At 40.9% G+C, this 18,902-nt stretch carries 16 protein-coding genes and 1 other annotated feature; of the genes, 14 read left to right on the top strand and 2 right to left on the bottom strand.

Annotated features, from left to right (window positions below; all coding sequences use genetic code 11):
• The first annotated feature begins 60 nt into the window (after positions 1–60).
• The 11 genes from JBW_RS08925 (at position 61) to JBW_RS08975 (ending at position 13,376) form a co-directional block, all read left to right on the top strand.
• A complete protein-coding gene (locus JBW_RS08925; RefSeq protein WP_007961535.1) occupies positions 61–879 on the top strand; it encodes a sugar phosphate isomerase/epimerase family protein in 819 nt (272 codons plus the stop codon).
• Between the two features lie 53 nt (positions 880–932).
• The gene (locus tag JBW_RS08930; RefSeq protein ID WP_045820607.1) at positions 933–2,351 is read left to right on the top strand and encodes an aldehyde dehydrogenase family protein; all 1,419 of its coding nucleotides are present in this window, start codon (positions 933–935) and stop codon (positions 2,349–2,351) included.
• Positions 2,352–2,438: 87 nt separating this feature from the next.
• Positions 2,439–3,611 carry an MFS transporter gene (locus tag JBW_RS08935; RefSeq protein ID WP_036680062.1) on the top strand — a complete coding sequence of 391 codons (1,173 nt, stop codon included), beginning with the start codon at positions 2,439–2,441 and terminating at the stop codon, positions 3,609–3,611.
• Between the two features lie 136 nt (positions 3,612–3,747).
• Positions 3,748–5,322, top strand: coding sequence for an acyl CoA:acetate/3-ketoacid CoA transferase (locus tag JBW_RS08940; RefSeq protein ID WP_007952646.1), 1,575 nt, complete (start codon positions 3,748–3,750; stop codon positions 5,320–5,322).
• Positions 5,323–5,596: 274 nt separating this feature from the next.
• Positions 5,597–6,913, top strand: coding sequence for an MFS transporter (locus tag JBW_RS08945; RefSeq protein WP_036680065.1), 1,317 nt, complete (start codon positions 5,597–5,599; stop codon positions 6,911–6,913).
• A 37-nt stretch (positions 6,914–6,950) separates the two neighbouring features.
• On the top strand, positions 6,951–7,907 hold the full coding sequence (locus JBW_RS08950) for a hydroxymethylglutaryl-CoA lyase (RefSeq protein ID WP_235334171.1): 957 nt from the start codon (positions 6,951–6,953) through the stop codon (positions 7,905–7,907).
• 358 nt (positions 7,908–8,265) lie between these two features.
• A complete protein-coding gene (gene citD / locus JBW_RS08955; protein WP_007952651.1) occupies positions 8,266–8,538 on the top strand; it encodes a citrate lyase acyl carrier protein in 273 nt (90 codons plus the stop codon).
• Between the two features lie 10 nt (positions 8,539–8,548).
• Entirely contained in the window at positions 8,549–9,430 is an 882-nt protein-coding gene (locus tag JBW_RS08960; protein WP_045820608.1) for an aldolase/citrate lyase family protein, read from the top strand.
• Between the two features lie 2 nt (positions 9,431–9,432).
• On the top strand, positions 9,433–10,974 hold the full coding sequence (gene citF, locus JBW_RS08965; RefSeq protein ID WP_045820609.1) for a citrate lyase subunit alpha: 1,542 nt from the start codon (positions 9,433–9,435) through the stop codon (positions 10,972–10,974).
• Between the two features lie 375 nt (positions 10,975–11,349).
• Entirely contained in the window at positions 11,350–12,102 is a 753-nt protein-coding gene (gene aroD / locus JBW_RS08970; RefSeq protein WP_007953103.1) for a type I 3-dehydroquinate dehydratase, read from the top strand.
• A 731-nt stretch (positions 12,103–12,833) separates the two neighbouring features.
• Complete coding sequence (locus JBW_RS08975; RefSeq protein WP_007953107.1) at positions 12,834–13,376, top strand: shikimate kinase; 543 nt, start codon at positions 12,834–12,836, stop codon at positions 13,374–13,376.
• Positions 13,377–13,492: 116 nt separating this feature from the next.
• Here JBW_RS08975 and aroC read toward each other — a convergent pair whose 3' ends face one another.
• Both aroC and aroF read right to left on the bottom strand, forming a co-directional pair.
• Positions 13,493–14,560: a chorismate synthase gene (gene aroC / locus JBW_RS08980; protein ID WP_007953109.1), complete on the bottom strand. Its 1,068-nt coding sequence runs from the start codon at positions 14,558–14,560 to the stop codon at positions 13,493–13,495.
• 24 nt (positions 14,561–14,584) lie between these two features.
• The gene (gene aroF, locus JBW_RS08985) at positions 14,585–15,598 is read right to left on the bottom strand and encodes a 3-deoxy-7-phosphoheptulonate synthase (protein WP_007953112.1); all 1,014 of its coding nucleotides are present in this window, start codon (positions 15,596–15,598) and stop codon (positions 14,585–14,587) included.
• Between the two features lie 555 nt (positions 15,599–16,153).
• Positions 16,154–16,415: a binding site (T-box leader), on the top strand.
• A gap of 57 nt (positions 16,416–16,472) precedes the next feature.
• Between aroF and trpD the strand changes: the two genes are divergently transcribed.
• From trpD to trpC, 3 genes are read left to right on the top strand one after another with little or no spacing between them, the layout of a single operon-like run.
• Complete coding sequence (gene trpD, locus JBW_RS08990) at positions 16,473–17,510, top strand: anthranilate phosphoribosyltransferase (protein WP_007953113.1); 1,038 nt, start codon at positions 16,473–16,475, stop codon at positions 17,508–17,510.
• 47 nt (positions 17,511–17,557) lie between these two features.
• Complete coding sequence (locus JBW_RS08995) at positions 17,558–18,127, top strand: phosphoribosylanthranilate isomerase (RefSeq protein WP_327078737.1); 570 nt, start codon at positions 17,558–17,560, stop codon at positions 18,125–18,127.
• Entirely contained in the window at positions 18,121–18,900 is a 780-nt protein-coding gene (gene trpC, locus JBW_RS09000; RefSeq protein ID WP_007953115.1) for an indole-3-glycerol phosphate synthase TrpC, read from the top strand. The genes JBW_RS08995 and trpC overlap by 7 nt, the downstream gene beginning before the upstream one ends.
• Positions 18,901–18,902 lie beyond the last annotated feature (2 nt).

The following is an 18,902-nucleotide window of genomic DNA, read 5'->3' on the forward strand; positions in this document are numbered from 1 at the left end:
TACGAATTCATTTTAGAAAGTATTGATCGTAATTGCTAGAGAAAAAAGGAGAAATCGAAAATGCCCAAACAATTTTCGTTAGCCTATCTTACGGTACTTGGCTGCCCACCTCCTGAAATGACGTATATCGCAGGGCGAGCCGGCTATGATTTTGTGAGTCTCAGACCTATTTATATGGGGCTTCCCGGTGAACCCAACTATGCATTGGCTGAAAATAAAGAACTATATCGCCAAACGAAAAAAGCACTTTCAGATACAGGCGTGAAACTCCTTGACATTGAACTGGCCCGCATACACGATGATGTCGATGTAAAGCAATATTTGCCTGCTATGGAAGTAGCGGCTGAATTGGGGGGCAGTGCAGTTTTATCTAGTATCTGGACTTTGGACCGCAATTGTTACATAGAACGCTTTGCCGAACTATGCGATTATGCCAAACCTCTTGGTCTTACCGTCAATCTTGAGTACGTTCCGATTGCCAGCGTATCGAACCTTGCTGGAGCAATCGACGTTCTTCGTACTGTAAAGCGTGAGAATGCAGGTCTTATGATTGATACACATCATTTTCATCGTGCCGGAGACAAAGTTGAGGATTTAGATGAGGTACCGCGGGAGTGGTTTCACTTTGCACATCTTTGCGATGCACCAGCAGAAATTCCAACAGAGAAAGAAGAGATGACTCGTATCCTTCGTGAGGCACGCTTGTATTGCGGCGAAGGGGGCATTGATATTGCGAGCATCATGAATCGAATGCCCGAGGTTCCATGTTCGATTGAATTGCCACATGTTGCGCGAGTGAAGGAAATTGGTTATATGGAACATGCATACCGCTGCTTAGAACATGCAAAAACATATTTTGCAACTCATGCGCGGGAATAGAGCGTAAAGAAATGAATTAAAAATATGGATAAATCTAAGGAGAATCATACATTATGGGAAAAGAAAAAGAAATCACAACGGAACAACAAGAAGAATTAGACGCAGCCTTTGAGAGAGCGCAGAAAGCGCTTGCCATCATAGCAACCTATGACCAGGCTAAGGTAGATCGTCTTTGTCAGGCAGTAGCTTGGTCAGTAGCCAACAAGAAAACATTCCTTGAATTAGTAGACATGGGCATTAAAGAAAGCGGTCTTGGTGATTATGTGAGCCGTCAGAATAAACGCTTTAAAATCCGAGGAGTTTTACGAGACGCTCTTCGTCAAAAAAGTATTGGAATTATCGAAGAAATTCCTGAAAAGGGAATCGTAAAATATGCAAAGCCTGTTGGTGTTATCGCATCCATTGTGCCGACCACCAATCCCGATCTTACCCCTGCAGGAACAGCGATTTACGCGATTAAGGCCCGGGATGTAGTCATTTTCTCCTCCCATCCCCGTTCGAAGAAGACGACAAATGAGACCATACGACTGATGCGGGAAGCTTTAGAGCGGGAAGGTGCACCGGCAGATATCCTGCAATGTCTAACGACTGCTAGTATTCCTATGGCGAAAGCCCTGATGGCGAAAGCCGATCTGGTTCTTGCCACTGGAGGGCAGCCCATGGTTCGGGCGGCTTACAGTTCAGGAACACCGGCTTATGGCGTTGGTGCCGGTAATGCAACTATGGTGATTGATGAGACGGCCGATCTTGCAGAAGCGGCTCATAATACAATGCTCAGCAAGACATCCGACTTTGGATCAGGATGCTCTGCCGATGGTAATCTGATCGTTGAAGAAGGGATTTTCGACAAGTTCTTGGATCGGCTTGTCATGGAAGGCGGGTATCTTGCGAATGAGGAACAAAAGAATAAACTTCGTAAGGTAATGTGGGATGAAGAAGGGCATCGTTTAGCCAGTACAGTAGCCATCGCTCCTCAACAATTAGCTGAAATTGCCGGGTTTAGTATTCCAGCCGATCGGAAATTCATTATCATTATAGGTGATGGTATCGGTAAGGAATATCCGTTCTCTGGTGAAAAACTGACGACACTGCTTACGATTCATAAATACAAAACTGGTTTTGAGAATGCAATCCATATGATGCATGCCATTTATGCAGTAGGAGGCAAGGGACATTCGGTTGGAATTTATTCCTTCAATGACGACCATATTCACCGTCTTGCATTAGAGGCCCCTGTAAGTCGGATTATGGTTCGCCAGCCTCAGTCGAAGGCCAATGCTGGAGCATTTAATAATGGTATGCCGATGACGTCGAGTATGGGATGCGGAACTTGGGGAGGCAATATTGTTTCTGAGAATGTTTGTCTCAAGCACTATATGAATACAACGTGGGTATCAAGGCCAATTCCAGAGGATCGACCTTCTGACCAAGAGCTGTTCGGAAAATTTTATAATTCAGAGTTTGAAAAGTAAAGACAATGTGGTGCACGTTCTTTTAAAATATTCAATAAAAGGGAGCCTTAGAAGGCTCCCTATATTGACTGTGATAGGGGTGTCAAATTGAATTGGCAAAGAAATCTCTGGTGCTTATGGAGCGGCTGTATTATCTCCAGCGCAAGCTACACTATGCTTATACCATTTTTACCCTTATATCTTTTGGATCTAGGGGTAACCGGTACAGCTATCAATTTATGGTCAGCTATAGTGTTCTCAGTCACTTTTTTTATTAGCGCCCTTATGTCACCCTATTGGGGACGGCAGGCTGATAAGTCAGGGAAGCGCCGAATGCTCATTCGCGCAGGTTTTAGTCTGGCAGCAGCCTATTTTCTAGGATCTCTTGTTAGGAACCCGATAGAATTGTTTATGGTTAGGATACTTCAAGGATTTGCTACTGGTTTCGTTCCTGCAGCATTGTCAATTGTTGCTTCTACCGCACCCAAAGAGAAAATAGGCTTTAGCCTGGGAATTATGCAGACAGCAACTCTCGTAGGGAGCATTATAGGACCGTTATTTGGTGGTACTTTGTCTCACTTATTTGGAATACGCATGTCGTTTACAGTAGCAGCTTGCATAATGTTCATTGGTACATTAGTTGTCAGCTTGTTCGTAACTGAGCCCACCCGTAATGAAGTGCCACAAGCGAGTGGAGTAATCGATGATTTAAAAACTGCATTTAATAATTTTATTTTGTTAGAGATGCTAGTACTCTTATTTATTGCCCAAATGGCCGTTATGGTACTTCAACCGTTGATCACCTTGTATGTAGCTGAACTTCAGGGGCAATTGGAAGGTACAGTTTTAATAGCAGGCATCATCTTTAGTCTAGCAGGTATTGCTGGTGCCATTGCTGCACCTCTATGGGGGAAGGGCGGACAAAAGGCAGGGTTCTCTCAAGTTCTTATTAGTGGATTTCTTGGAGCTGGCCTATTCAATAGTTTACAATTTTTTGTGGGAGATATCTGGAGTTTCGCTTTATTGCAATTTATCTTCGGTTTTTTTATTGCTGGCATTTATGTTGCTGTAAATGCAATTGTGGTGGCTAATACCAATGAAGGTTTTCGAGGTCGCGCTTTTGGTCTTACCATGAGTGCCAATCAGTTAGGTTCGATGTTTGGTCCGCTAATCGGTGGAGTAGTTAGTGGGTGGATCGGTATTAAATTCATATTTATATATACGGGTATCTTTTTAATTATAGTTGGCTTTGTTATATGGAAGCAGCATGAAAAATATTAAAAGGCATATTTCTACTTTTAGCTGGGGCTGTTTTTTTATAGCGCTGGATATTTCAGTTCGGAAAACTTAATTTTCGCAAACGTTTTAGACGAAGAAGGTAATACAAATATACCAAATAATTGTCAGGAGTGATAGTATGGTAAAACCTTTACGAAAAGGAAATTTGGTATCGATTCTCAGTGCTGAGGAAGCCGTTAAATTGATCCCTGATGGTGCGACGGTTGCATTCTGTGGTACAGGTAGTGGTTTGACAGAGGCAACAGTGGTTATTGAGGCACTAGCCCAACGATTTCAAAAGTCGCAGCAGCCACGGAATTTAACTTTCTTACATTCTACTGGTCTTGGTGATCGTGATGGTCGAGGAATGGTTCTTCTCGCTCAAGCAGGGTTATGCCGTAAGGTTATCGCTGGTCATTGGGGACAATCATCACGTTTAGCGGAAATGGCGGAAAGAAATGAGATTGAAGCCTATAATTTTCCTCAAGGGGTTATGTGTCAATTACTGCGTTCAGCCGCAGCCGGGCACCCAGGAATTCTTACCCATGTGGGATTGGGGACTTTTATTGATCCTCGGCAAAGGGGCGGAAAGCTTAATGAACGCACCAAAGAAGATCTGATCCAACTCATGGAAGTGAATGGACAGGAATGGCTATTTTATCCAGCAATTCGCCCTGATGTAGCCATTATCCGAGGTACAGCAGCTGATACTGAAGGATATATCAGTATGGACGATGAGATTGCTTATTTGGATACATTGGCGATGGCCCAAGCTGCCCATAACAATGGAGGAAGCGTCATTGTCCAGGTACAACGGATAGTGAAAGAACGTACCCAGCATTCTAAGTCAGTAAAAATTCCTGGGTACCTGGTTGACGCTGTAGTCGTTGTTCCAGAACAAGCCCAACTGTGTTCTGGTTCAATGAATCGTTTTATCTCTGGAGATTTTATGTTAGAAACAAGAGAAGGTATATCCCTTCCTCTTAATGAGCGTAAGGTCATTGCTCGTCGTGCCCTTCTTGAAGTGGCTCCTGGCAACGTAAGTGTAGGTATTTCTGATGACATTGATATAGTGGCACGAGAAGAAGAGCTTAATGAAGACTTTGCTCTAACGGTGGAACTTGGTTCTATTGATGGCCTTTGTGCTCAAGGAATTCTTTTTGAGACCAACGCTAAGATGCAGACGATGTTAGATATGCCATCTCAGTTTGACTTCTATGATGGCGGCGGACTGGATATATGCTTTTTAAATTTTACTGAGGCTGACCAAGCAGGAAATGTTAATGTACACCGATTGAAAGGAAAAATAGCAGGGACGGGAGGGTTTATTGATATCTGCCAAAACAGCGATAAGGTTATTTTTTGCGGTACATTCACAGTAGGTGGCTTAAAAATAGCAATTGAAGATGGTGAAGTGAAGATTCATCAAGAGGGGAATTTTCAGACACTTGTGTTACAAGTATCTGAAATTACTTTCAATGGTAAAGATGCTCTGTGTCGCGGTCAAGAGGTGCTTTACATTACGGAACGAGCTGTCTTCCATCTCACACCGGAAGGTCTTGAACTGTGTGAAATTGCGCCTGGTATGGATTTAGAAAAAGATATTATAGAGCAAATGGGTTTTAGACCTAAAATTGCTGAGGATTTAAAAGAAATGGATCACCGTTTGTTCTCACCTGAGCCAATGGGCATTCAAAGTGAGTGGCATAAGTGACGACACCGTGCCAAGAGTATGAAAATATAGTATACATAATCATAGTAAGTACTAATGGATAGGTTTGCTCAGCTTTCCTTTCAAATAGAGCTTTTCTCTCTCAAATGAACGAATGGCAAGGTGAGAAATTCACGAAGAGGTATCCAAGAATGTTATAATATCCCATATAAGGAAGTGGAATCGAATACGTGATTAGAGGCATGGACTAGGAATGATTTGAGTGCCGGAAATTTATATTTTAATATATCCTAATATTGATAAAGGGGAGTTTGTCATGCAAAACAATTTAAAATCTGCGACTTTAACAGCTGTAAGACCTACGAAAGTACGTTGGTTCATGCTGTCACTCATCATGATGATAATGGTTATAAATTATCTTGATAGAGGTAACCTTGCTGTAGCCGCTCCAGTTATGCAGAAAGAATTAGGGCTTGATCCTGCTACAATGGGCATCTTATTTTCTGCTTTTGCCTGGTCTTATGCTTTTTGTATTCCCTTTGCTGGTGCCCTTTTGGACAAGATTGGTCCACGACTCATGTTTACAATCGGAATTGTTGGCTGGTCTGTTGCTACCGTTGCTATCGGTTTTACAAACACCTTAACAGCTTTACTCGGTGCTCGTACTATGGTTGGCATTTTTGAGGCACCAACTATCCCAACCAATGTTCGTTGTGTTGCTGCATGGTTTCCAGATCGCGAAAGAGCCTTGGCCGTTGGTATGTATACTTCTATGCAATATGTTGCATTAGGATTTTTAACACCTGTTCTTGCTTGGATACTTGTCACTTATGGGTGGAAAATGATCTTTTTTATTACTGGTGCACTCGGTTTAGTGGTTGCGATTATTTGGCATTTAAACTATCGAGATCCAAAAGACTGTCACATTATTAATAAAGCTGAGATGGATTATATCAAAGAAGGCGGCGCATTGGTTAACAGTGGCGTTGCTACAGGCAATGTTGTTTCTTGGAAAACAGTCGGCAAATTGTTCCGTCAGCGTAAATTAGTTGGAATGTTTATTGGTCATTTTTCTATTATGACTATTTTGTTCTTCTTCATGACTTGGTTTCCAACGTATTTGATTAACGGCAAGGGACTTACGATTTTAAAAGGTGGCTACTATGCCATGATTCCTTTCTTGGTAGCTATTTGTGGTGCCTTGCTTGGTGGAAAATGGTCTGATTGGATGACTGACAAAGGATATTCAAAAACAGTTTCACGCAAAGTTCCAATTATTACTGGATTCTTACTTGCAACCGTTATTCTAGGAGCTAATTATATGGATTCCATTCATGGTGTTATTATTTGTATGGCTATTGCATTTTTCGGTCAAGCAATGGCTTCTACCGTTACAGGCGCACTTTTATCCGATATAGCGCCGAAAGATCTTCTTGGACTCTCTGGCGGATTGCTCAACTTTATTGCCAATATTGGCAGTGCTACATCTCCTATGGTTGTTGGTTTTATTGTACAAGGCACAGGCGGCTTCAATATGGCACTTGTATATGTATCTTGCGTGTCTATAATGGGGATATTGGCGTATACTTTGGTTCTTACTAAGGTAGAGCGGATCGTGTTAGACGAAGACTAAATTAAAATATGATAAATTAGGAGAGGGGATGATTCATATGAATCAATCAAATATGATATGGCCAGATAAAGTAACAATCTGCGAGGTGGGGCTGCGGGACGGACTGCAAAATGAAAAAAAAATATTGAGTGTAGAAGAAAAGCTTGAGCTTCTCGATATGGTAGTTGCATCTGGCATCAAAGTTATTGAAGTAGGATCTTTCGTGCATCCTAAGGCAATTCCTCAAATGGCCGATACAGAAAAAGTCGTACAGCGGATGAAAAGAGTTGATGGAGTAGAATATCGCGCTTTGGTGCCAAATTTAAAGGGTTTGGAACGTGCCCATGCAGCTGGCTTAACCAAAGCGAAGTTGACTGTATCTGTCAGTGAGTCTCATTGTATCAACAACTTCAATCAAACTCCTCTGGAAATGATGGAAGGATTTATTCCATGTGTTGAGTATGCCGCCAAACATAATATAAAGGTGTCAGGGGCATTATCTTCTGCCTGGGGATGTGCATTTGAAGGTAAAATACCAGTGCAACAAATCGAAAAAATAGTGCGAGCGTATCTAAAATTAGAGATTACTGAATTGTCCTTGTCAGATGCCACTGGCATGGGCAATCCCAGGCAAGTATATGAGATTGGGAAGTATATGGTAGAGAATTTTCCACAGGTCAAATGGATATTGCACTTCCATAATACTCGCGATATGGCCTTGTCCAATATCGTGGCTGGCATTCAAGCAGGTATTACCACTTTTGATGGTGCTTTTGGCGGGCTAGGTGGCTGCCCATATATTCCTGGAGCATCGGGGAATATTGCAACAGAAGATGTTGTTCATATGCTTCATGAGATGGGGATCGATACGCGTGTCGATTTGCTAAAAGCAATAGCCACAGCACGTACAGCCCAGCAAATGGTTGATCATCAAGCAGAAAGTCACGTTTTGAAAGCTGGACGCTGTGAAGATCTTACCAATGAAAGAGTGCGACATCAAAATAATAAATCATGACAGAAGTTAGCTTTTGGAGGATTATATTAATAGTTTCTTAATATAAATCAAATCTTATTTATCGATTGAATAGATAATGCAATTGATGTAAAATTTAAATAATAAGAATAAAGTAATTAATCTGGAAATTTGAAATAGTAATTTCCCAGATGAGTAATACGAAGGGGAACGGATAAAATGAACTATTTCTATTGCTTTGATAGATCGATCTAAAAAAAGAATCAATTAATGTTAGTTTCTTTAGTTCATAAGGTAGAATCGTGCCCGTAATAGTAAACGAAGATAGAGTTAGGCTTAAGCCTAATCATTTTCTTAGAATCTACAATTTGACTATATTAAAAAGAAATGGGGGGTATTTATGAGTAAATTACTTAAAGCAGCTCAAGCTGGAACGGTAGAATCATCGGATATTCTTATTCGGTTGATCCCTGGGGATGCAGGAAGCGGAATACAAGTGGAACTAGTCAGTCCTACAATGCAACAATATGGAAAGCATATCAACAATCTTATAACTACGACACTTGTTAGCCTTGGAATTGATGATGTACAGGTGAATGCTACTGACAGAGGCGCATTAGATTGTACAATAAAAGCCCGCGTAATAACCGCATTACAAAGAGCAGGAGAGTGAGGAGGATACAATGGAAAAGCTGAGAAGAAGCATGATGTTTGTTCCTGGTAACAATCCAGGAATGCTCCTAAACGCCGGCATTTATGGCGCTGATACAATCATTCTAGACTGTGAAGATGCCGTAGCAATTACTGAGAAAGATTCCGCAAGAAATCTTGTATTTCAAGCCATATCAGAAATCAATTATGGTACAGAAGTAGCTGTTAGAATTAATCACATCAGCACACCCTTTGGCTGGGATGATCTAAAACGAATCCTACCAGCAAAACCGGATCTCATTCGTTTACCGATGTGCCAAGGGCCAGATGAAATTCGCCAAATTGATGAATTCATTAGCGAAGCAGAACAAAAAAATAAATTTCCTGCGGGATCCATAAAAATGATGGCTGCTGTTGAAACTCCCAAAGGCTTACGATTAGCCTATGAAATCGCATCAGCGAGTCCAAGAATGGTGGCATTAGCCATTGGGGCAGAAGATTTTATTGCCAACTTAAAAACCACGCGCAGCAAATTGGGCCGGGAGTTACTGGCGGCCAGGGGACAATTGGTACTGGCGGCTCGGGAAGCGGGCATTCAGTGTATTGATACCGTTTTCTCTGATATTAATGATGAAGAAGGATTTAAAAAGGAACTCGAACTCATTAAAGAAATGGGCTTTGATGGTAAATCCGTTGTAAACCCTCGCCAAGTCAGTGTTGTTCATGATTTCTTTGCACCTACGGCGAAAGAAATTGATCATGCCCAAAGAGTTCTTGCTGCTTACCAAGAAGCCCTTGAGAAAAAATCGGGAGTTATCTCACTAAACGGAAAAATGATTGATCTGCCGATTGTAGCACGGGCAGAACGTACCTTGGCTTATGCTAAAGCCACTGCTGGGAAAGGAGGCAAATAAAAATGAAAAATTCCATCGGAAGAGAAATACCTGAATTTATACCTGGGCTAGGGAAGGTGACTGGCTTTGGCGGTGCCTTTGCCCGTAAACCTGTAGGACGGACTGCCGGAGCAGCTTTAAGTACATGCTTACCACGTGCGGATAAACTCTTAGCTTCCATTGAAACTGCGATTGATGCAGTAGGACTTAAAGACGGAATGACCATTTCTTTTCATCACCATTTTCGCAATGGAGATCGAATCTTAAACCGTGTTGTTGAAGCCATTGCGAAAAAGGGGATTCGTGATATTACCCTTTCCCCGAGTTCACTTAACACGGTCAATGATGCACTTATTCCTTATATCGAGCAGGGTGTAATTACAGCAATTGAAACAAGCGGCGCCAGAGGGAAAATGGGACGGTTCTTAACAGAAGGCCATTTGAAAAAACCATTGCATATCCGTTCCCATGGCGGTCGGGCGCAGGCCATTGAAAGTGGAGCCATTCACATTGATGTGGCTTTCCTAGGTGCTCCGGCCTGCGATCGCTACGGCAACATTAACGGAATTCAAGGTCAGTCTGCTTGTGGTTCTCTAGGATATGCCATACAAGATGCAGCCTATGCCGATCAAGTCGTAGCCATTACCGATAATCTAATGCCTCATCCCCTGTTTCCCATCAGTATCCCTCAAACCCAGGTCGATTATATTGTTGTAGTTGACAGTATTGGTGACCCAGCAGGGATCGCTTCAGGCGCCCTTCGTTATACGAAAGACCCAAAAGAATTGCTCATTGCCAAATATGCTGCCGATGTGATGGACTATTCAGGTTACTTGCAGCAAGATTTTTCCATGCAGCTTGGCAGCGGCGGTGCTTCCATGGCTGTCGGTCGGTTTATCAAGACAAAGATGCTCGAAAGAGGAATAACCGGCAGCTTTGGAGTTGGCGGCATGACAGGTGTTTTTGCTGAAATGATGGAAGAAGGCTTATTCAAAATGATGTTTGATGTACAGAGTTTTGACATTCCCGCCATTGATTCCATCAAGAAAAACAGTAATCACTTAGAAATGTCAGCGTCTTATTATGCAAACCCTCATAATAGCGGAGCGATTGTCAATAATCTTGACGCAGTGATATTAAGTGCGACAGAAGTTGACGTTGATTTTAATGTCAATGTGATTACCGATTCAAACGGAGTGATTATGGGTGCTTCCGGCGGTCACTGCGACACGGCTGCTGGTGCTAAACTAACCATTGTGGTAGCGCCACTGCTCCGTGGTCGTTTGCCCATGGTTAAAGATGCCGTTCAGACGGTAGTAACGCCAGGAGAAACAGTGGATGCCATTGTTACGGAACGAGGAATTGCTATCAATCCGAAAAGATTGGACATCATTGATAATTTAAAAAATTCTGGTCTTCCCATCATGTCCATACATGAACTTAAGGATATTGCCTACAAACTGTGTGGTAAACCAGAGGCGATTCAGCTTAGCGATGAGATTGTCGGAGTTGTAGAATATCGGGATGGAACCATTATTGATGTAATTAGACGACCAATATTCTGATCAAGAGGGATGATTTAGATATTCACAGCTGGTCTCCAATTACAGTGGAGACCAGCTGTGAATTTTCCAGAATAGGTTATGTTAATCGTTGATTCTTATTATTTTGATTGTAATTATCGATTGAAAAGAGGCTGCGTTTAATATAAAATTTAGGAAGATCATTTACATTGAAAGAATATCTTGAAATGTAAATGATGGATACTACTATATTGCAAATGCAGTGCATAAACGTTATGATTATTTTTTGAAGGCAAGGATGCGATCATAGAAGGGAAGTAAGGTTTTAGAAAAGTAGTAATGCAGTAAAGTACTGATATGAATAAAGCTAGGTAGGAAATGTCGGGATAGTAACATATAAAGGGAGGCTAATTTAAATTGGGTAAGGTAATTGGGGAAGGAACACAGCCATTGATATGTACTCCACTGGTGGGAAGAAATCAAGAAATTGTATTAGCTGAATTAGCAAATGTTTTAGAAAAAAAACCGGATATTATTGAATGGCGTGCCGATTTCTTTGAAGGTATTGCCAATACTGATGAAGTAGTTACCTTAGCGAATAAAATCAAAGGGATTGCGGGCGATTTACCGATCATCTTCACGATTCGTTCTACTCGGGAAGGCGGTCAAACTATTCCGCTGTCAGATAGTGAAGCTATTGAACTAAATGCAGCCATCTGCACGAATACAAGTGTAGAATATGTGGATTGTGAATTGAGCAATCTGCCAGAACACTTTCAGCAGTTATGCAAAGTAGCGCGAGAAAATAGCACGAAAGTAATTGCATCCTTTCATAATTTTAATTGCACGCCAAGTAAAGAAAGCTTAGAACAAAAGTTCAAACAAGCAGAACAATATGGTGCTGATGTTGCAAAAGTGGCAGTTATGCCAAAAACATTAGAAGATGTTCTTACGCTATTGAGTGTAACCTTAGAAGCAAAAAATAAGTTGAAAATTCCTGTAATTAGCATGTCAATGGGAGGGCTTGGTGCCGTAACTCGCATGTTTGGAGGAGTTTTTGGCTCGACCGTTAGTTTTGCAGTAGGTCAAAGTAGCTCTGCACCAGGGCAAGTGCCAATCGAAGATTTAAATACAGTGTTCTACATTGTAAAAAAATCCATGGGGATGTAGGTAAGATCATAACGATTCAAGACTAATGGGTGGTGTGATAGAGGAAGAATGACTAAAATAAAGAATCGTTAAAGGAATGGCTAACGCTTAGTAGAGATAATCGCTCAGTCCCAAGAACGCAATTAGCTTTAGGTGTAATAACTTCTTAATAAACACAATGTATAGGTCAATGTACAATGTGCTTATTAAGAAGTTTTTTATTTGTTGTAGTTTAATAAAAAGCAGCGATCTTTTAGATGAAAATTATTGTACATCTCTAGCCTTAGAATAAGTGCATTGCAAAAGGACGTTTATGTTTTTATATTAACACAATGATAACAATTTATTAATACCATCATTGTATTTTGATAGATACTTGACAATTGTTGTTTATTTGGTATAATAAAAACAGTATTATGTTGAGCGGAGGCTTATAATGATTACATTCTTAACTAAGAGATTTCAAAATCAATATTTTAGTTTTTTTAGTTGGGGTTATTTTTATAGCGCTGGCTATTTTGGGATGTATCAAATGAATAGGCTGTTAAATGAGAACTTAAACACGAGCAGGTAAACAGATGACTGTTTTGTGATAAAAAATAAGACTCATTAGAGTCTTATTTTTTTTGTTTTATGGTATTGTGATTTACAAATTTTATAAGTGGAAAAACATAAGGAATTATGAACCCCAAAGACACAATCTGCTGCGGCACACAAGGGAGAACATAAAAAATAGTAGGCGGTGTATTGTAATGAAATTTCATAATAATATTGTGTTGATTGGTATGCCAGGTAGTGGTAAGACGTCTCTAGGTGCGATTATTGCAGAACGATTAGAGCTTGATTTCTATGATATTGACCAGTATATACAGAAAAAAGAGAATAAGACTATTTCTGAGCTTTTTTTATTAGGAGAGTCACATTTTCGTCAGATTGAAAGTAATGCAGTTCGTGAAGTTAGCAGCAAGAAACCAATTGTTATTGCTACTGGAGGTGGTGTAGTGACTCGTCCTGAGAATATAGCTGTATTACAGCAAAAAGGTACTATCTTTTATATTGACCGACCAATCGAAATGATAATAGAAACGATTGACGTTGCAGCTCGTCCGTTGCTAGCAGATAATGTAAAGAGGATTTATAGCTTATACGAACAGAGAAAGCATTTATATGAGGGACATTGTCATTATCGAATTACCAACGGGCTGTCATTACATTCTGCAGCAGACCAGATTCTAAAAGTAATTATAAAAAGCCAGGATAGTGAGCAATTAGGCATTTCTGACAAATTTTTTTAAATTATTAGATATGATGAAATCGCAAATTTAAAATTAAAAATCAGCGTCTAAGGTAAATACCTAGACGCTGATTTTTGTGATTTCAAAAAATCCAAAGGATTTTAAATTTAAGTCGCCTATAATACATCCCAAATAGCCATTGCAGCTGCAGCTTCGATAACAGGTATCGCACGATGGACAATACAAGGATCATGACGACCTTCCACCGTAATAGAGACATTTTCACCCTTTGCATTCACAGTACTCTGTTCTAAAGAAATTGAGGGGGTTGGTTTTATGGCTACACGAAAAATAAGAGGCATGCCATTGGAGATTCCTCCTAAGATTCCTCCATTGTGATTGGTGGAGGTCACAACCACATTGTCTTTGCTATACATCGCATCATTGGCCTCGCTGCCGCGCATCTGGGCAAAAGCAAATCCAGCACCGAATTCTACACCTTTAACGGCAGGGATAGAAAATAACAGATGTGCCAGTGTGCTTTCTAGGGAATCAAAGAAAGGATCACCTAGGCCGGCCGGCAGATGTATGACAGTTGCTTCAATGATACCGCCGACAGAGTCTCCCGCAGTCTTGGCTGAGAGAATGCATTGTTGCATTGATTCGCCCACAGCAGGGTCAAGTACAGGGAATGATTTTGTTTTTAATTGTTCTAGTATTGTCTGGTCAATTGTAACCGCATCAAATTGAGATTCTGAAATAGAAGCGATACGCTGGATATGAGAACCAATATGAATGTTTTGTTGCCTCAAAAGCTGCTTAACAATCGCACCGGCGAATACGAGAGGGGCCGTGAGGCGGCCGGAGAAGTGTCCACCGCCTCGTAAGTCATTAAAGTGATTGTATTTTATAGAGCCAGTATAATCCGCATGTCCAGGACGAAATTTCCATGCTAAGGATTCATAATCAGCAGATCTTTGATCTTTATTTTCGATGATGGAACATAGTGGGCTTCCTGTTGTTTTGCCATTTAAAAAGCCACTCCAAATCGTAAATGCGTCTTTTTCATTGCGTGCTGTTGATAAGGGACTTTTCCCAGGGGCGCGACGCTCTAGCTCCCGAGTTACTTCAGCTAAGTCAATTGCGAAACCGGGCGGTAATCCGTCAATGGTAATACCGATCCCCTTTCCGTGACTTTCGCCAAAAATAGTATACTGAACCTTTTTACCCCATGAGCCACTCATTTGTTAACCTCCTGAAGTGTAAAATTAGATCGTGCGATTTTCAATTTTAGCAATCTGCGCTAAGGAACCCATCAATGAGGCGAAACGTTCAGGTGTAATGGATTGTGGTCCATCACAGCTTGCATTGGCAGGATCGTTGTGTACTTCAATAATCAATCCATCAGCACCGACGGCAATGGATGCCTTTGAAAGGGCCTCGACCATCCACCATTTCCCCGCAGCATGACTAGGATCAATAATAACAGGAAGATGGCTTAATTTCTTTATAGCGAGTACAGCACTCAAGTCTAGAGTATTACGGGTATAGGTTTCAAAAGTGCGAATGCCTCTTTCGCATAAAATAACATTGTCGTTACCTTCAGCCATAATATACTCTGCTGACATAAGTAATTCTTCAATGGTAGCACTTAATCCTCGTTTTAATAAAATTGGTTTATTAGTTTGTCCTACTGCTTTCAACAGGTCAAAGTTTTGCATATTTCTTGCACCAATTTGAATAATATCAACATCTTCAACGAATTTATCCAGTTTGCTTACGGACATAATCTCAGAGACAATTGGCAGCCCTGTTTCTGCTCTGGCAATTTTCAATAATTCCAGTCCTTCTTCTTTTAAGCCCTGGAAACTATAAGGTGATGTTCTTGGTTTGTAAGCTCCGCCACGCAAGAAGCCGGCACCTGCTGCTTTGACTTGATTCGCTACAGACAAAATTTGACTCTCGCTTTCAACCGAGCAAGGACCAGCAATAATTGTTAATTTATTACCGCCGATGGTTTGATTTCCAATTGGAATGACTGTATCTTCTGGATGAAAGACTCGATTGGCCTTCTTATAAGGTTCCTGTACAGATAATACTTTTTCTACATAGTTTTTACTTGCCAGCTTATCTTTATCAAGTTTATGAGTGCTGCCAACTACGCCTATAATCGTCTGAAATTCCCCATACGTAGGCCAAGCACTGCAGCCACCTTTTTCTAGTTCTGCCTTTAACTCTTCAATTTGCTTTTTTGTTACAGACGGATGTAATACGATAACCATAATAAATACCCCCTATTATTTTACTTTTATAACTTAAAATTGGATCTTTGGTGATGGATAAGCGCGACTAACTTCTGCTTGTAGAATGATGAGAGTTTTAGAGCGGTTAGCCATCGGGTAAAAAAAATAAGACTCAAATGAGTCTTGTAGAGATGGTGGAAATAAATTGTCCTTATCGGATTGCTGTTAGTTGACATTTCCATCTATAATGCTCATTGAAAAACCATATATTCACTTTTTCCCATCCGAAAAAGTCGAAGCTAAAAAAGTAGCTCCAACCAAAAAAGTAAAAATATTGTTTTTGTTCGATGGCTTTATAGGTTAGATGTGTCATAAAAAACATCCTCCGATAATAATTGATTTTCCAGTAACTGTTTTCCATTATATCAAAGTATTGAAAAGTGTCAAGTAATAGTTTTAAATTAAAAATAAAATAGATAAATGTTACATATTAATTATAGAATAAAAACATTTGTATAGTAGAAAAAAACAAAAATAAAAAAAACTCTTGACAGCATAGCAAAATTTGAATAAAATGTGCCTTAATAGAATGTGTAATCCGCTATGAGCAGGAGAAGTACATATACGAACTTTGGATCAGCGAGTCGGTGACCAGGCAACTGGAGGTGTGATGACCGACCCAAAGAGTCTATGGAATGGGCCTGTGAGCTGCTCACTGAACGCAATACGTCAGTAGGATGAGTCGGTTGCCCCCGTTATTGGGCTAGGGTATCAGATGTAGTATCTCGTACCTGAGTAGAGGGAAAGCATTAGCTTTCTAAATTAGGGTGGTATCGCGAATCATTTCGCCCCTTTCAGGGGGTGGAATGGTTTTTTTTATTATATATAGGTTAATTGATAAGGAGGAATGGCTATGTTCAAGGAGTTTTTGGCTCAGGTGGTAGCAGGGGTAAATTTATCGCGAGAAGATGCACAATTGTCCATGGATATCATTATGTCTGGGGGCGGGACTGAGGCACAAATTGGTGCTTTTATTACAGCTTTACGGATAAAGGGTGAAACTATTGATGAAATTGCTGGTTTTGCTCAGACCATGCGCAATCATTCATTAAAGGTACAATTTAGCAGCAGGGAAATGATTGATACCTGTGGTACGGGCGGGGATAAAACAGGTACCTTCAATGTATCTACAGCGGTAGCTTTTGTGGTAGCAGGTGCTGGGCTTGTTGTAGCTAAACATGGCAATCATGGTTTATCGAGTTCTTGTGGCAGTGCAGACGTTCTTAACGCTCTGGGGGTTTCAATGAATCTGCCACCTCAAGGAGTAAGTAAATCCATTGAAATGACGAAAGTTGGTTTTTTGTATGCTCCTGCTTTTCATAAAGCGATGAAATATGCTGCGAAACCACGCAAAGAATTAGGATTTCGAACTGTTTTTAATATGCTGGGACCATTAACCAATCCTGCAGAGGCTAATTATCAATTAATCGGTGTATATGAGCCGTCTTTAACTCGGAAATTGGCGGAGGCACTTGCCATGTTAGGCATAAAGCGGGCCATGGTAGTGCATGGTTTGGATGGTCTGGATGAAATATCCACTACTGCACTGACACAGATAACAGAAGTTAATGGTCAAGAAACTCGAACCTATACGATGGATCCTGCTGTCTACGGATTTAGTGGTGGTGGTTTAGAGGGGTACCGTGGTGGTACACCGGAGGAAAATGGGAAATTTATATTGGATATTTTCCAAGGGAAGCTGCTAGGTCCAAAACGTGATATCGTTTTGTTAAATGCTGCTGCTGCCCTGGTAGTCGCTGGTAAGGCAGAGAGCATAAAAGAGGGATTGAATATTGCGGCAAAGAGCATTGACGATGGAGCTGCCTATTCTAAATTAGAAGAGGTAAGGCGCTTTAGCCAGGAATATAAGGAGGAATTGATATTATCATAAAAATCTGTGGCATCACATCTGTAGAAATAGCGCAAGAGGCAAAAGATCTGGGAGCTGATTTGATTGGCTTTGTGTTTGCAGAAAGTAAGCGACGCATCGATGTAGAAAAGGCTCATCAAATTGGGCAAGAAGTGAAAGGAATCGGCAAGGTTGGTGTTTTTGTTAACGCGCCTCTTCAGGAAGTACAAAAGATTGCAGAGTATTGTCAGTTAGACTATGTTCAGCTGCATGGCGAAGAGACTTCAGAGTATTGCCAGCTTGTTGGTAGGCCCGTTATTAAAGCATTCCGGGTAGCTCCTGGTTTTAATCTAGAAAGGAGTAAGGAGTATCTTGCTGATTGGATTCTTTTAGATAGCTTTATCCCTGGGCAATATGGCGGAACGGGAATCACTTTTGATTGGCAGTCGCTGCAGGATTTTACTTCTCAGAGTCATACCCCAGTGATGGTAGCTGGCGGCCTTACTCCTGAAAATGTTGGAACAGCCATTTCTCTATTATCTCCTAATGGGATAGATGTTTCAGGAGGTGTCGAAACCAATGGGAAGAAAGATATAAAAAAAATCCAAGAATTTATGATTGCCGCTCGCGAAGGCAGAAGGAGGCAAAGGGAATGCTAAATGAAATTGTAACGAAAAAGCGCCGAGAGGTAGCGATACAAAAGAGGGAGAGACCTCTTAGCCAATTTGAGAAGGATATTATAAGAGGAGATTTTCGTTTCTGTAAAGGGATTAAAGAAAAGCCATGGGCACTTATCGCAGAATGTAAGTTGGCTTCCCCGGCTAAAGGAGAGCTGTGTACTGCATATACGGAATGTGAATTAGCTCAGATCTATACGGCAAATGGAGCAACAGCTCTTTCGGTACACACAGATAAACATTTTAAAGGGAAGCTGGAGAATATCAAAATGGTCAAGGCTGTTACTCCTTTGCCCATTTTACGCAAAGATTTTATTATTGATGCATACCAGATTTATGAATCCAGATGGGCAGGGGCAGATGCCATATTGCTGATTGCAGCAGTGTTAAGCGATGAAGAGATGAACGAGTATCTAGAGGTTGCAGCTATGCTTGGTTTGGATTGCTTGGTCGAGGTTCATACATTGGAGGAACTCCTGCGGGTGCAAAAGACTTCAGCGGTGTTAGTGGGGATTAATAATCGCGATTTGAAGACCTTTACTACTGACATTAGTAATACGTTTGCTTTAATGCCTTATTGCTCTTCGAAGATTGTACTAATTAGTGAAAGCGGCATCAAAAATCAAGAAGATGCTAAAAGACTGCAAGAGGCAGGAGTAAAAGGAATATTGGTAGGAGAAGGATTGGTTTGTGCTCATGATATTGGTACGATGACACAGGAAATGGCATTATGCCAAGGGCAGCGATGCAGCTGAAA

Origin of the sequence: Pelosinus fermentans JBW45 (assembly GCF_000271665.2) — a bacterium.
GTDB lineage: Bacteria > Bacillota > Negativicutes > DSM-13327 > DSM-13327 > Pelosinus > Pelosinus baikalensis.